The sequence below is a fragment of the Rhodospirillales bacterium genome, from assembly GCA_020638175.1.
Lineage (GTDB): Bacteria > Pseudomonadota > Alphaproteobacteria > Micavibrionales > Micavibrionaceae > JACKJA01.
In genome coordinates, this window is record JACKJA010000002.1 from 1592836 (window position 1) to 1605936 (window position 13101).

Here is a 13101-nt window from a genome sequence, read left to right on the forward strand (position 1 = left end):
GAGAGTTCCTGATCGACGGACATGGCAGTTCCTTTTCTTTGTCATAGATAAAAAAGAGAGACCGCCAGCTTAACGCGCTCGTCAGGCGCTTTCAATACGCATAACGGTCGGGGCCGCCACCACAGACGGCAACGCGGCAATCTTTTCACAAGCAGCCTCAACGTCGGATTGCCGGGCTTCATGGGTCGTCATAATCAGCGCCACCGGACGATCAGAATCATGACCGTGCTGCATCACGGACTCCATTGAAACGCCGTAATCACGGAGCAAGGCCGTAACCTCAGCCAGAACCCCGGTCTGGTCCATAACCGTCAGGCGCAGGTAAAAGCGGGAATGGATATCCTGCGGCCCGGCCCAGTCCGCCGTTTTCAAATCACGTACGGGCACCCCGAAAGCCGGCAACTTAATCCCGCGCGCAGCATCAATAATATCGGCAACAACCGAGGACGCCGTCGGTCCTTCCCCGGCACCGCGCCCGACCAGCAGGCCGGTATCAACGAAATCACCGGTAACCTCGACGGCATTAAACACCCCTTCGACCGCGGCAATCGGACTATCTTCTGGCACCAGGCAAGGCGAAACGCTTTGACTGATTTTATCTCCTAATCGCCGCGCCACGCCCAGAAGCTTGATCTTATAGCCCAGCGCTGTCGCCGCCTCGATATCCTCACTGGCTATGCCGGTAATGCCCTGCACGCCCAACGCCTCAAAATCAGGTTGAACGCCAAAGGATAAAGCACTGAGAATACAAAGTTTATGCGCGGCGTCCGTCCCCTCAATATCAAAAGACGGGTCGGATTCGGCATAGCCCTTGTCCTGCGCCTCTTTCAAAATATCGTCAAACGCGCCGCCGGTTTCCCGCATCGCCGTCAGGATATAATTGCATGTCCCGTTGAGAATACCGTAAACCGCCCGCATATCGTTGGCTGCATACCCTTCGCGCAGCGCCTTGATAATTGGAATACCGCCAGCCACAGCCGCCTCATACAGCAACGCCGTGTTGTTGTCTTCCGCCAGACACGCCAGCTCCCGCCCATGATGCGCCACCAGTGCCTTGTTCGCCGTAATGAAAACCTTGCCGTTCAAAAGTGTCTTTTTTGCCAGATCATAGGCAACGCCGTCCGCGCCGCCAATCAGCTCCACCACGGCATCCAGCCGCGGGTCATCGGCCAGCATTAACGGGTCATCGCTCCATTCATACCCCGACAGGTCAACGCCGCGATCTTTACCCGGCGACCGTGCGGACACAGCCGTAATTTCGACAGGAATCCCGGCCCGGGAAGAAACAACCGCCGCATGCTGTTGCAATATTTTCACCACGCCGACACCGACGGTCCCCAGTCCGGCGATACCAATGCGAAAAACTTGTGTCATGATAAGTCCTGCTTGTTTCAAGCGATCACGGCGCATCCGTGTAAATATCGACGCGGCGCTCGGCTTCCTCGGTGCTCATACCTTCGGGCACATCCCCCGGACGCGTATCGCCCCAGGCTGTCGCCCGTATGGTTTCCGCCGGAACGCCCTTGCGCATCAATTCGCTGGAAACCCGGAAGGCTCGCTCCATCGACATTTTCAGATTAACGATTTTACGCTCAACCGGATCCTTGGCTACAGCACGGGAACTGGCGTGCCCCTCAACGCTCAAAGCCTGCATCCCGTTATGCGTTTTGACAACCTCGTCAATCGTCGCCTCGGCAGCGCCATTCAAATCAGCCGAATTATGCGCAAAATAAACCGTGCGCGGCAACGGCGTTAAAACAGCATCCTCCGCAGGCATCACCGGCAAAGGCTCTCCTTGTTCTTCAGGCGACATCGGCATCACGGGAGCAGCATAGTCACGGGGTTCATGCAAAGGATAGGGAGACTCCCCGCCGTCAAACGGAAAAATTTCAACGTTCGGATCATGGGCCGGGACACTGTGCCGCTCTGGCATGGCCGCAGGCAGGGATGACGGGAGCAATGCCGTCTCCGCCGCGTCCCCTTCCAGAGAATACACCTCAACAGCACCGTTAGACATGTCCTGCATGTCATAACCGCCGACATCCGCATAGTCTTCCGTTTGCTCTGCCGCGGAAGAATTATAGACCTCTATCCGGTCGTCATTCGGCGTCGACGAACAGCCCGCCATCATCAGAACCAGAACCATACTGAACATCACTGTTAAAAACGGCTTCAAAACGCCCTCCCGTTTGGCCATGTATGCCATGGCATGAAAACTCATGTTAAATCAATGTCCCAAAACTGGCCCATTCAGGAATAAGTTGCAAGTACCGAATGAAAAGATTACGAGATAATCAAGAAGATTTCATGTAACATCCCCTTTCACTTGTCTTTGCCCCTACGGAGGAACCGTGTCGCAAGCCCGTAAAGAAGAAAACAGCAAATCACAACTGCCCGATAGCCTGGCCGGCGTAGATCCCGTAGCTCTGGGACGCATTCTGTTTGACGTCGCCCAGAAAACCCAGCCCGTCATGCAAGAGATCATGGCCAAATACGGCGTAGCCCAGAACACAAAAATGGCCGATCCTCTGAATTTGCAGCAAGCCTATTTCGATTTTGCCGCGCATTTGCTGTCCGATCCGCAAAAGCTGACGGAAATGCAGATGAAATTCTGGCAGGACTGGGGCACCCTATGGCAGGAAAGCGCCAAGCGCTTCATGGGACAGGAATCTCATACCTTATACGAACCGGAGAAAGGCGACCGCCGCTTTCAATCCCCGGCATGGCAGGAAAGCGCCCTGTTCGACTTCATCAAACAATCTTATCTTCTGACCGGGCGCTGGATCGGTAACACCATTCAGCAAACGGAGGGACTGGACAGCGAAACCCGGCAAAAACTCGACTTTCAGGCCCGGCAGTTCATCAATGCCATCGCCCCGACCAATTTCTTGCTGACAAACCCGGAAGTCCTGCAGGAAACCATCAACACCAATGGCGACAATCTGGTTCGTGGACTGGAAAACATGCTGGAGGATATCGAACGCGGCCACGGTGAGCTGTCTATCAGTACGACCGATTACCAAGCTTTCAAGATCGGCAAAAACCTTGCCGTCACCCCCGGCCGCGTCGTGTTCCGCAATGACCTGATGGAACTGATCCAGTACGAACCGCTAACTGAAAAAGCTTACAAAAAGCCGCTTTTGATTATCCCGCCATGGATTAACAAATATTACATTCTGGACCTGCAGGAACATAATTCCCTGATCCGTTGGGCCGTAGAGCAAGGCCACACCGTCTTTACGATTTCGTGGGTCAATCCTGACAAAAAACTCGCTCAAAAGCGGTTCGAGGACTATATGGACGAAGGCGTCCTGACCGCGATGAACCAGATTGAACAGATCACCGGACAGCCCGATTGCAACGTTCTTGGCTATTGCCTCGGCGGTACGCTTCTTGCGATTACGCTGGCGTGGCTAGCAGCCAAGGGACAGGATAAAAAGATCGCCTCGGCCACGTTCCTGACAACCCTCGTCGATTTCGCAGACGCCGGCGAGCTCAAGATGTTCATGGATAAAACCCAGCTAGACCTTCTGGACCGGGAAATGGCGGAAACAGGGATATTTCCAGCTGAATCGTTCAAAAAAACATTCTCGCTCCTGCGTGCCAACGACATGATCTGGTCGTTTGTCATCAATAACTACCTGATGGGCCGGGAACCCTTCCCGTTCGACTTGCTGTACTGGAACGACGACGCCACCAACATGCCCGCGGCCATGCACAGTTTTTACCTGCGCAAATGTTATAATGAAAATCTTCTGCCGGTGCCCGGCGGCGTGGTTATGAATGGCGAGCCCATCGACATCACATCGATTAAAACGCCGTCTTATTTCTTGTCGACACGAGAAGACCATATTGCACCATGGAAAGCCACCTACGCCACCACGCAACTTGTTGATGGCCCGGTAACCTTCACACTGGCGGCCTCCGGCCATGTCGCGGGCGTCATCAACCCACCGGCCAAAAACAAATACTGCTTCTGGACATCGACCAAGACCCCGAAAGACCCGGACGAATGGCTAAAACAGGCCCGTCAGGAAGATGGTTCCTGGTGGCCGCACTGGAGCAAATGGCTGGCAAAACATGCGGGCGAAAAAATCGCCGCCCGCAAACCGGCCAAGGGACTGTGCGCCGCGCCGGGCACTTACATAAAGATGAAAAGCTAATGCTTTAATATTGTAAAAGCTTAAGGGACGAACGCGTACTGGAAACCATAGCGGCCATACGTTGTGAAACAGCATAGGCACAGCTGTCTGCCTGTGATTTTTCTTCCAACCGATCTACACAGTCAGAAACCACATCAATATCCGCGTCACCAATCGCGGACAGCGCAACTTCTTCCCATTCATTGATAAGCTCCACGCAATTAGCATGCTCAATCAAAGCATCCGTGAGCGCAGCAACCGCGGCCTTAAAATCGCCCCGACATTCCATCTGACGTGTCTTGGAAATAAGATCAATCACATCCTGAGACGGTTCGTTCTCAATGTTGCCCGCTTGAAAATTCGTGAAAAAAGCATCAATCGTACATGCCCGAGTCATTGTCACACCCTTTTTATTTGTTATGGCTATTCTTATAGCGATTTTTTGCAGATTATGCAAACTTAACGGTACGCCGCCGCCAGCCGCACATAATGCCCGGCCGACCACTGGATATAATCCAGCTCTTCCTGTGTCAGATCACGCATATATTTCGCCGGACGCCCGGCCCAGAGCTGGCCGGAAGGAATTCGCTTGCCCGGCGTCAACAACGCCCCGGCCGCCAGCATTCCGTTGCTTTCAATAACGCAACCATCCATAACGCAGGCCTGCATCCCGACAAAACCGAAATCATGAACCGTGCAGGCATGCAGGATCGCGGCATGCCCAACCGTCACATCATCACCGATATAGGTACCTTCGCCCTTATAGGTACAATGAATCACCGTGCCGTCCTGAATATTCGTCCGCGCTCCGATCCGCACTTCGTTGACATCGCCGCGGATCGCACAGGAAAACCATATACCGCTCTCAGCCCCGATCTCGACATCCCCGGCCACCGCCGCATTCAGCGCAACAAAAGCCGTTTCGTGGATCAGAGGACACTTGTCCATATAAGGTAGAATGATGCCTGTCATCTACACACCCTAAACAAAAAGCGCCCTGAAAACCAGAGCGCTCTTCGTATAATTTCTGTAAGCAACGAGCTTAACGTTTTGCCCACTGTTTGGAACGACGGGCTTTGTGCTTCCCGACCTTTTTCCGCTCAACGGTCCGTGCATCACGGGTCAGCATACCGGCCTGTTTCAAAGACGGACGCAGTTCCGGCTCGAATTTTTCCAGCGCACGGGAAATACCGTGACGGACAGCCCCGGCCTGACCGGACAAACCACCGCCCTTGACCGTGCAAACGACATCGAACTGGCCGACGCGGTTACAGATCAGAAACGGCTGGTTCAGGATCAAACGCTGGGTCTGACGAGCGAAATAAACAGCCTGATCGCGACCATTTACGGTCACAACGCCTTTACCCGGCTTGATCCATACGCGGGCCACGGCATCCTTACGGCGACCGGTGGCATAGGAACGGCCCAGATTGTCGACTTCTTTTTCCCGCGGCTTTTTCGTTTCCACGGCTTCAGACACAGGAGAAGCATCCGCAGCATCACTCGCCACAACGTCACCCAAATCTTTCAAATCTTTTACAGCTTCAGACATAATTTCTTACCTCTTGTTTTTCGGGTTCATAGCGGCAATATCCAGAACTTCCGGATTTTGTGCTTCATGCGGGTGCTCGGCACCGGCATATACGCGCATATTTTTGAAGATATGCGTCCCCAGAATGGTTTTCGGCAACATGCGTTTAACGGCATTTTCAACCACGCGTTCCGGGTGATCGCCCTCAAGGATCTGTCCTTGTGAACGCTGTTTGATCCCGCCGGGGTAACCGGTGTGCCAGAAAAACAGGCTGTTTTTGCGCTTGTTCCCGGTCAGACGGACTTTCCCCGCATTAATAATGATAACATTGTCACCGCAATCGATATGCGGCGTAAAAGTCGGCTTGTGCTTGCCGCGCAAACGCGACGCCACAACGCTGGCCAGACGCCCGAGCACAACACCCTCGGCATCAACAAGCACCCACTTTTTTTCAACCTCGGAAGGTTTCGCAGAATAGGTTTTCATGGTTATTTGTCCTTATCAAAATCATTGAACCGGGCGGTTATGCCGGATCGCTCTACACCTGTCAACATAAATTTATTTTACCTTTAAAATCATAGTGTTAGATTTGCGGTATAATAACACCGCACACCTTTACCATCCTTTAACCCTTGCCTGCTACAATGGCGTGGCAATGGTATGAGGCACAAGAACGAACAAAGGGGCTGTCATTGTATTTAAAGCCTTTGGCACAGGAACGGGAGATTGATCTTCTGGTCACAAAGACCGGAAATGTTATGCTGCTCCATCAAGGCGCTTTAGATCACGATTACTCCTATGTTCAGTACGACCCCTCTCTCCACGCCCTGCAATTCGTTACCGAAGACGGCGAAATGCAGGATTTGGGTATGACGGTCCATGAACCGCTGCGCGCCCCCCTGCATAATACGCGCGAAATTTTCATGATCGAGGTCAAAGGCGACCGGACTCTGGCCGCGCCTTACCCTTTAAAGTTCACCATGTTGACGGAGGGCGCATAATGGGCGGCAGAAAACCACAGCAACCGGGGATAAAAGTCGGTGCGTTCACCAGTCAACTGGATGAATTGAATGGCCTGACCAACGAAGAGATTAACGATAAAATTCAGGAGCTGAAAGAGAACAGCTTATCCCGGCCCATCGCCGAAAACCTTGAAAAACTCGCCGACGAGAAATTTGATGGGGACTGGACGGCCTTCGTCCGTTTTGCAAACGAGCACAAAGATGACCGGAATTTCACAAAAATCCCGATTAATGATATCGATAAAATCGGTGAATTCATTGATGAAAATGATGGGGGCAAAGACGTTGCCAACTCAGTGAACCGCAAAAGCGGCAATGATGTAACGATGCGGCAGGAAACCGTGATTATCGACCACACGGATGACAAACTGGGGCCGACACGCTCGACCATAAATGTCGAAGTCGCCTATAATACCGCCAGCGGTCATACACTGGATGACAAACAAAAACTGGCCGAAAGCGCCATAAAATCACAGACGCCGGAGAAAATCGACCGGGGCACGGATGCCGAGAGCGGCGTAACCGATTATCTGGGTACGGAAACCGAAATTCCCGGCGCCGAGCAACTGGCCGCCAATATCCTGACCGATCCGGCCTACAGCATGGGGAACGGTAATCTGCTGGCTCAGGCCGGACTAGACACAGGCAACATCACAAGAATCAATGCGAAAACCGGTCTGGAACAACGAAACGAACCGGTCGAGCAAACCATGACCATACAGGCCGCCGCGCCGGCAGCGCCGACACCGGGATTGGCTTAATCCGCACCGGTTTCCTGTTCGATCCACGTCAGAAACGGCGCATGCCCGTCCGTAATCGGCAATGCCACAATGCACGGGCACTCATAGCTATGCATTTCACAAACGGCGGTCTTCACATCATCAAACAGCGCCGCCCGCGTCTTGGCAATTATCACAATCTCTTCCGCCTGATCGATTTTACCTTGCCACCAATACATTGATTTGTGGGGCGCCATCATGTTAACGCAGGCAACCAGACGCCGCTCCAGCAGCAAACGGGTGATCCGCTCGCCCTCCTCCGCCGTCGGCACAGTGATATAAACCAGAACAGCACTCATTTTGAAAAATCCTCCGCCAGTTTGTCGGTAATCTCGGCCATCTTGTTCGCAATATTCGGATCGCGCGCCGTATGACCGGTCTTGTCCATGACAAACAGCGTGCTCCCCGGATAAACTTCATGCAGGTCAAAGGCATTTTTCACCGGGCAAATCAGGTCATAACGCCCGTGAACAATAAAACAGGGTATATGCCCTAGATTTTTAACGCCATCGAGAATCTGCGCCCTGTTTTCATCCCGGTAGTAATGACGCACGAAATAGAAAAAGTTTTTCGTCAGCGGTATGGATTTTTCAAGGCCGGCTTCCACTTCAGAAATCCGCTCAAGATTCGGCTCGAAGTACAAAATGGATGTATCCCATGCATCGAACCGCCGCGCGGCCTCGCGGATTTCCTCATCCGCACCGGTCTCCATAAGGTCGCAATAAGCCTCCGTCAGGCCACCCTTACGTTTATCCGGCGGAATCAGGTCACGGTAAGCCCCGAACCATTCCGGCCGGATATTGCTGGCTCCGCCTTCCTCCGTAAACCACTCCACGCCGCGCCGATCCATGAAGAAAACGCCCGATATCGTCATCCCCCGCACCCGTTCCGGATATTTAATGGCGTATTTCAGGGACAATGCCGACCCCCATGAACTGGCGGCAATCACCCATTGATCCCCCCCCAGATGCGCCCGGATCCTGTCCAGATCGTCAACAAGAATATCGGGCGTTACATTCTCAACCGTGCCAAACGGCGTGCTTTGGCCGCAAGCGCGCTGGTCGTACACAACAATCCGGTAGCGTTCCGGGTCGAAAAACCGCCGCATATCCGGGTGCGATCCGCCGCCCGGCCCGCCATGGATAAAAACAGCCGGAATTCCGGCCGGATTTCCGCATTGCTCGACATAGAGAACATGCCCGTCGCCAACGGGCAGCATTTCGGTTTTATAAGGATCGATAGATGGGTACATACCCTTAATCTAGCACATTATTTTTCCCCTCAACACCCGTCTTAGGGAAAAAACAAAGCTGCGGAAAACTAACAGCCCGTTAACGACTTCTTGAGATGTATCTGGTAACAATAGATAGGAGATACATGTATTTGCAGGGGAAAGTGACTATGAGACGGATATTGCTGTCCGGCGCCCTATTTCTGGCGCTGACCGCCCATTCACAACAGGCAAAAGCTGACTGCGCCAGTCCCGCCGCCCCGGCCGGACGAATCGAGTATTTCAGCGCCTCCGAACAGGTTTTCAAATATTGCGACGGCACCAGCTGGATCGGCTGGGGCGAAGGCGGAACATCCAATCCCGCCGGTGCGGACCGCGAAATCCAGTTCAACAGCAGCGGATCACTCGCCGCCAGCAGTCAACTGTTTTTCGATGAAAGCAACAATCAATTCGTTTATTCCAACACGGCAAACGCCACAGCTACCAGCATGATCCTCAGCGGTGGTAATGGTGGGGTCCCAGGAAGCGCCGCATTACGTCTATACAGTCGGAACGATGGGTTTCCTGAGGGTTTCAAAATGGAGTACAGAGGGTCGAGTGGAAACAACATATTTAGTTTGCGGGGGGTTTCAATCACGGATTCGACTGCGAATATTGTGATAAACAGGCAAGGTTCTTATGGTATGGCGTTGGGGCACATTCCGAATATTTACGATCCTGATGTAAAGAACGCGGATGTCGCTGTATGGGCCGAGGGCAATACGGACGCCACCGAAGCTTTCACCGTCCAGGATAGCGGTGCAAACCATCTATTCACCGTCAAAGCGGGTGGTTCAATTGGCGTTGGCGTTGACACGCCAACCACCCTTCTCGACGTTGCCGGAGCGGTAAAGGTCGATTATGACGCGGCGACCTGTGACGGCACGATCGCCGGGGCGATTCGCTATGACAGCGGCAACACACAGTTTGACCTGTGCGACGGCCTCAGCTGGAAAACAATCGCGACCAGCGCCGGCGGCTCCAAATGGGTAACCGGGGCGGGCAACGATATCTACTATAACTCCGGCAGTGACCCGATGGTTGGCATCGGCCTGACCGATCCGACCGCCTCCCTGCATGTCGTCGGCGCGGATGGTAATGCCACCACCCCGAACGCCAGTGAAGTTACCCGCATCATTGGCGGCGCAGGCTACGCCGCCAGCAACGGCACCGGAAGCAATGTCTATATGAGCGCCGGAGATGGCGGAGGCACAGGCAGCGGCGGTAGCATGACCATTCGTGCCGGACGCCCAATGGCTTCTGGAGCAAGGGGCGGAAACATTACTATTCAAGCCGGAGAAAATGAGACGCTTGGCGGGACTCAGGGTGGAAACCTAACGATGGCCGCTGGTGATGCGGCATCTACACCAACCGGCACAACAACAATTTATGGCGGCGGAAATACAGTGGGTGGAGGATATTCCGCAAGTGCTACACGTTCTTATCTCACCCTGAGTGGTTCAGGCTCTGTAACCAGTGGACAAGTCACTCTCAGTGCAGGCGGCACCCATGGTGGCGTAGGAACTCCCGGTTCAATGACAATCAAAACCAATAATGGTGGATTTAACACAAGCCCAGGCGGAAGTATTAGCATCACAACGGGAAACGGCGGCGCCACCAGCGGTACAGGCGGCGCACTAACATTGACCGCCGGTAACAGCGGCTCCAGCGCCACAGGGGCCAGTATAACCCTGAACCCCGGATCAGGCTCCAGCGGCAATGCCAATGGCTATGTACTGTTAGGTCCCACCCGTGGAAATACGGGTATTGGCGACGCCACGCCGGACTCATGGCTGGAAGTATCGCTCAGCGGCTCGACATCCCAGCCCGCCTTTATGATTAGCAGCGACGATGCCAACGACGGTGACCTGTTCTATGTCTCCAGCAACGGCTATGTCGGGATCGGCGATACGGCCCCGTCCGCCGCACTGGATGTTGTCGGCGATATCAACTATACCGGTGTCATTGTCGACGTATCCGACCGCCGCTTGAAAGACAATATCGCCCTGCTTTCACCGCAACTTGCCAAAATCATGGCGCTGGAGCCTGTCTCCTTTACCATGAAAGACGACCCCGACGCCCGGACCGAATTCGGGTTCATCGCTCAGGACGTCCGGGAAATTTACCCGGAACTGGTCAAGGTCGAGAACGACGAGCAAAAAACCCAAAGCCTGAACTATGTCGGGATGATTGCGCCGCTGGTTGCCGCCATCAAGGAACAACAAGCTGAAATCGAAGCCCTGCGGGCCGAAATCGAAGCGCTCAAAGCCGCACAACCTTGATCGGCCAACAGGCACGCCGGGCCAGCGAAAAGTTTGACATAACGGAAAATCTTGTGGTACTTTCCCCCCTCTTCAACAAAGGGCGAAAGAACACCGGCTATGACCGATAATACAGCGCAGATGGCAGATATATCTGAAAGCAAGCTAGCATTCATGCTTCAACACCCGGCTATGAAACCGCTAAAAATGCTGGCACGCCCTTTTGTCAAGACAGCCGTACAATCCCTTATAAACACGGGTGTTCTCCAAAATGGAACGACCCCGGATGGCTACAGATTTACCATTCCCAAAAACATGCACTGGGACGATTTTATAGGGATTTATCGTGGCACCTATGAACGGCATGAAACCCGTCTGCTCCGCGATCATTTTAAAACCGCCGACACCATCATTGACCTGGGATCGAACATTGGCGTTATCAGCCGCATCGCCTGCGAAGAAAAACTGGCAAAAACCGGCCGCATTATGTGCGTGGAACCAAATCCGCTTTCCTTCCCGGCCCTACAAAAAAACATGGGACGCGCCACAAATAACCGGCCCGACGTCAGAATCGCTTTCATAAATGCCGCCATCGGCCAAACAGCCGATAATGACCAAACCGCCGAATTTTTAATGCGCAACAACCTCTCTTCGGGCCTGTCATCCCATACCAAGCGCACAAACCGTGACCAAATCATCAACGTCCCCATACAATCGCTTACCAATATCGTGAAGGGTCTTCTGGCCGACCACTTCTCCCTGATCGCCGATATCGAAGGTGCGGAAATCGACCTGATTGACCACGAAGCCGCGGTTATGGAACGCTGCGACCAGATCATGATCGAACTCCACAAGCCCAAATTAACAGGCCGTCCGGACACGCCGGACATGATGGTTCGAAAGCTGGAAAAGCAAGGTTTCGCGCTGCGGGCGCAGTCCGGCGATTGCTATTACCTCGCCAGATAATATAACGATTTTTGAAAAATGGTCGGAGCGACAGGATTTGAACCTGCGACCCCTTGCACCCCATGCAAGTGCGCTACCAGGCTGCGCCACGCTCCGACTGCGGGAATGTTTATCTGATTTTACCCGGCGACGCAAACCTTAAAACGGCCCCGTCCTCCCGGATTTTTATGAACGATCGCCCAGAGCGCTGCGAATGTCCTGCAGATCCTCAAGCAAGCCCTGTAACAAACGTTTTTGCTTGCCGCTCAGATTGCTTTGCGCGCCGGATACAGCAGGTTGCGGCGCGGCCGCCAAACCGCCCGTTTCATTCGCCACAGCGACACCGGGCTTCGGGGTTGTTTCGGTTTTCAAGAGCTGGGCTTTCCCCTGTTCCTTGAGCAATTTCTGAACGCCCTTGATGGTATAGCCTTCCGTGTACAGAAGGTGATGGATTTTCTCGAGAAGCGTCACGTCTTCAGGCCGGTAGTAACGACGCCCGCCGCCGCGCTTGAGCGGCTTGACTTGCGTGAATTTGGTTTCCCAAAAGCGCAGGACATGCTGCTGAACATCGAGGATATCAGCCACTTCGCTAATCGTACGGAACGCCCCCGCAGCTTTGCGCGAACGGCTGTTATCCGGCCTGTCAGCCTCCTGCTCTTCCATGTCAAACTGAGCGGATTGCGGTTGTAATGCGTTCATAACGATAAGTCCCCACCTATTGTATTGATGTTGTTTTCAAAATGGATCCGATAATCAGCCTTCGCTGCCGTTGATCCGGTCTTTCATGACGTGAGACGCCCGGAAAACCAGAACCTTGCGCGGTTTGATCGGCACTTCCACACCGGTTTTCGGGTTACGGCCAACCCGCTCCCCTTTTTCCCTGATGGAAAAACTGCCAAATGACGAGATCTTAACGTTATCCCCGGCGATCAAAGCCTCGGAGATCTCGTTAATGACGGCTTCCACTAGGTCCGCCGACTCGTTGCGTGACAAACCGACTTCTTCATAGACGGCTTCGGCCAGATCGGCTCTTGTAATCGTACGTCCAGACATACTTTCCTCATGTATTTATGAATGACTCAAACCATACCCGTTTGCTTTTGCGTCTGTCAACTTTCCAGCAACAAACAAATGCAAAAAAATGTTAAGAG

Annotated in this window: 15 protein-coding genes and 1 tRNA gene; 5 read left to right on the forward strand and 11 right to left on the reverse strand. The window is 53.5% G+C overall.

Annotated elements, in window-relative coordinates; genetic code table 11:
* Nucleotides 1-81: 81 nt before the first annotated feature.
* Entirely contained in the window at nucleotides 82-1374 is a 1293-nt protein-coding gene (locus H6868_07890) for a homoserine dehydrogenase (protein MCB9989232.1), read from the reverse strand.
* 25 nt (nucleotides 1375-1399) lie between these two features.
* On the reverse strand, nucleotides 1400-2221 hold the full coding sequence (locus H6868_07895) for an OmpA family protein (GenBank protein MCB9989233.1): 822 nt from the start codon (nucleotides 2219-2221) through the stop codon (nucleotides 1400-1402).
* Between the two features lie 250 nt (nucleotides 2222-2471).
* On the opposite strand from H6868_07895, the gene phaC reads away from it, so the two are divergent.
* Nucleotides 2472-4163, forward strand: coding sequence for a class I poly(R)-hydroxyalkanoic acid synthase (gene phaC / locus H6868_07900; GenBank protein MCB9989234.1), 1692 nt, complete (start codon nucleotides 2472-2474; stop codon nucleotides 4161-4163).
* Between the two features lie 4 nt (nucleotides 4164-4167).
* On the opposite strand, the gene H6868_07905 is transcribed toward phaC, so the two are convergent.
* The 4 genes from H6868_07905 to rplM all read right to left on the reverse strand — a co-directional run bounded on the left by H6868_07905 (nucleotide 4168) and on the right by rplM (nucleotide 6159).
* The gene (locus H6868_07905) at nucleotides 4168-4539 is read right to left on the reverse strand and encodes a hypothetical protein (protein MCB9989235.1); all 372 of its coding nucleotides are present in this window, start codon (nucleotides 4537-4539) and stop codon (nucleotides 4168-4170) included.
* Nucleotides 4540-4601: 62 nt separating this feature from the next.
* Nucleotides 4602-5114, reverse strand: coding sequence for a gamma carbonic anhydrase family protein (locus H6868_07910; protein MCB9989236.1), 513 nt, complete (start codon nucleotides 5112-5114; stop codon nucleotides 4602-4604).
* Between the two features lie 70 nt (nucleotides 5115-5184).
* Nucleotides 5185-5694 carry a 30S ribosomal protein S9 gene (gene rpsI, locus H6868_07915; GenBank protein ID MCB9989237.1) on the reverse strand — a complete coding sequence of 170 codons (510 nt, stop codon included), beginning with the start codon at nucleotides 5692-5694 and terminating at the stop codon, nucleotides 5185-5187.
* Between the two features lie 6 nt (nucleotides 5695-5700).
* Nucleotides 5701-6159 (reverse strand): 50S ribosomal protein L13, encoded by a 459-nt coding sequence (gene rplM / locus H6868_07920; GenBank protein ID MCB9989238.1) that lies wholly within the window; start codon nucleotides 6157-6159, stop codon nucleotides 5701-5703.
* 206 nt (nucleotides 6160-6365) lie between these two features.
* On the opposite strand from rplM, the gene H6868_07925 reads away from it, so the two are divergent.
* Together H6868_07925 and H6868_07930 are read left to right on the forward strand one after the other, a co-directional pair.
* Nucleotides 6366-6674 (forward strand): hypothetical protein, encoded by a 309-nt coding sequence (locus H6868_07925; GenBank protein ID MCB9989239.1) that lies wholly within the window; start codon nucleotides 6366-6368, stop codon nucleotides 6672-6674.
* Nucleotides 6674-7456, forward strand: coding sequence for a hypothetical protein (locus H6868_07930; GenBank protein MCB9989240.1), 783 nt, complete (start codon nucleotides 6674-6676; stop codon nucleotides 7454-7456). Before H6868_07925 ends, H6868_07930 begins: the two co-directional genes overlap by 1 nt.
* Here the strand turns inward: H6868_07930 and H6868_07935 are convergent.
* Nucleotides 7453-7773 (reverse strand): divalent-cation tolerance protein CutA, encoded by a 321-nt coding sequence (locus tag H6868_07935; protein MCB9989241.1) that lies wholly within the window; start codon nucleotides 7771-7773, stop codon nucleotides 7453-7455. The two genes, H6868_07930 and H6868_07935, sit on opposite strands and share 4 nt — an antisense overlap.
* Entirely contained in the window at nucleotides 7770-8726 is a 957-nt protein-coding gene (pip, locus tag H6868_07940) for a prolyl aminopeptidase (GenBank protein MCB9989242.1), read from the reverse strand. The genes H6868_07935 and pip overlap by 4 nt, the downstream gene beginning before the upstream one ends.
* Nucleotides 8727-8875: 149 nt before the next feature.
* On the opposite strand from pip, the gene H6868_07945 reads away from it, so the two are divergent.
* Both H6868_07945 and H6868_07950 read left to right on the forward strand, forming a co-directional pair.
* Nucleotides 8876-11026: a tail fiber domain-containing protein gene (locus H6868_07945; protein MCB9989243.1), complete on the forward strand. Its 2151-nt coding sequence runs from the start codon at nucleotides 8876-8878 to the stop codon at nucleotides 11024-11026.
* A 99-nt stretch (nucleotides 11027-11125) separates the two neighbouring features.
* On the forward strand, nucleotides 11126-11971 hold the full coding sequence (locus tag H6868_07950; protein MCB9989244.1) for an FkbM family methyltransferase: 846 nt from the start codon (nucleotides 11126-11128) through the stop codon (nucleotides 11969-11971).
* A 19-nt stretch (nucleotides 11972-11990) separates the two neighbouring features.
* Here H6868_07950 and H6868_07955 read toward each other — a convergent pair.
* The 3 genes from H6868_07955 to H6868_07965 all read right to left on the reverse strand — a co-directional run bounded on the left by H6868_07955 (nucleotide 11991) and on the right by H6868_07965 (nucleotide 13003).
* Nucleotides 11991-12067 (reverse strand) — tRNA-Pro (locus H6868_07955).
* 69 nt (nucleotides 12068-12136) lie between these two features.
* Complete coding sequence (locus H6868_07960) at nucleotides 12137-12613, reverse strand: MerR family transcriptional regulator (protein MCB9989245.1); 477 nt, start codon at nucleotides 12611-12613, stop codon at nucleotides 12137-12139.
* Between the two features lie 90 nt (nucleotides 12614-12703).
* On the reverse strand, nucleotides 12704-13003 hold the full coding sequence (locus H6868_07965) for an integration host factor subunit alpha (GenBank protein ID MCB9989246.1): 300 nt from the start codon (nucleotides 13001-13003) through the stop codon (nucleotides 12704-12706).
* Nucleotides 13004-13101: the final 98 nt, after the last annotated feature.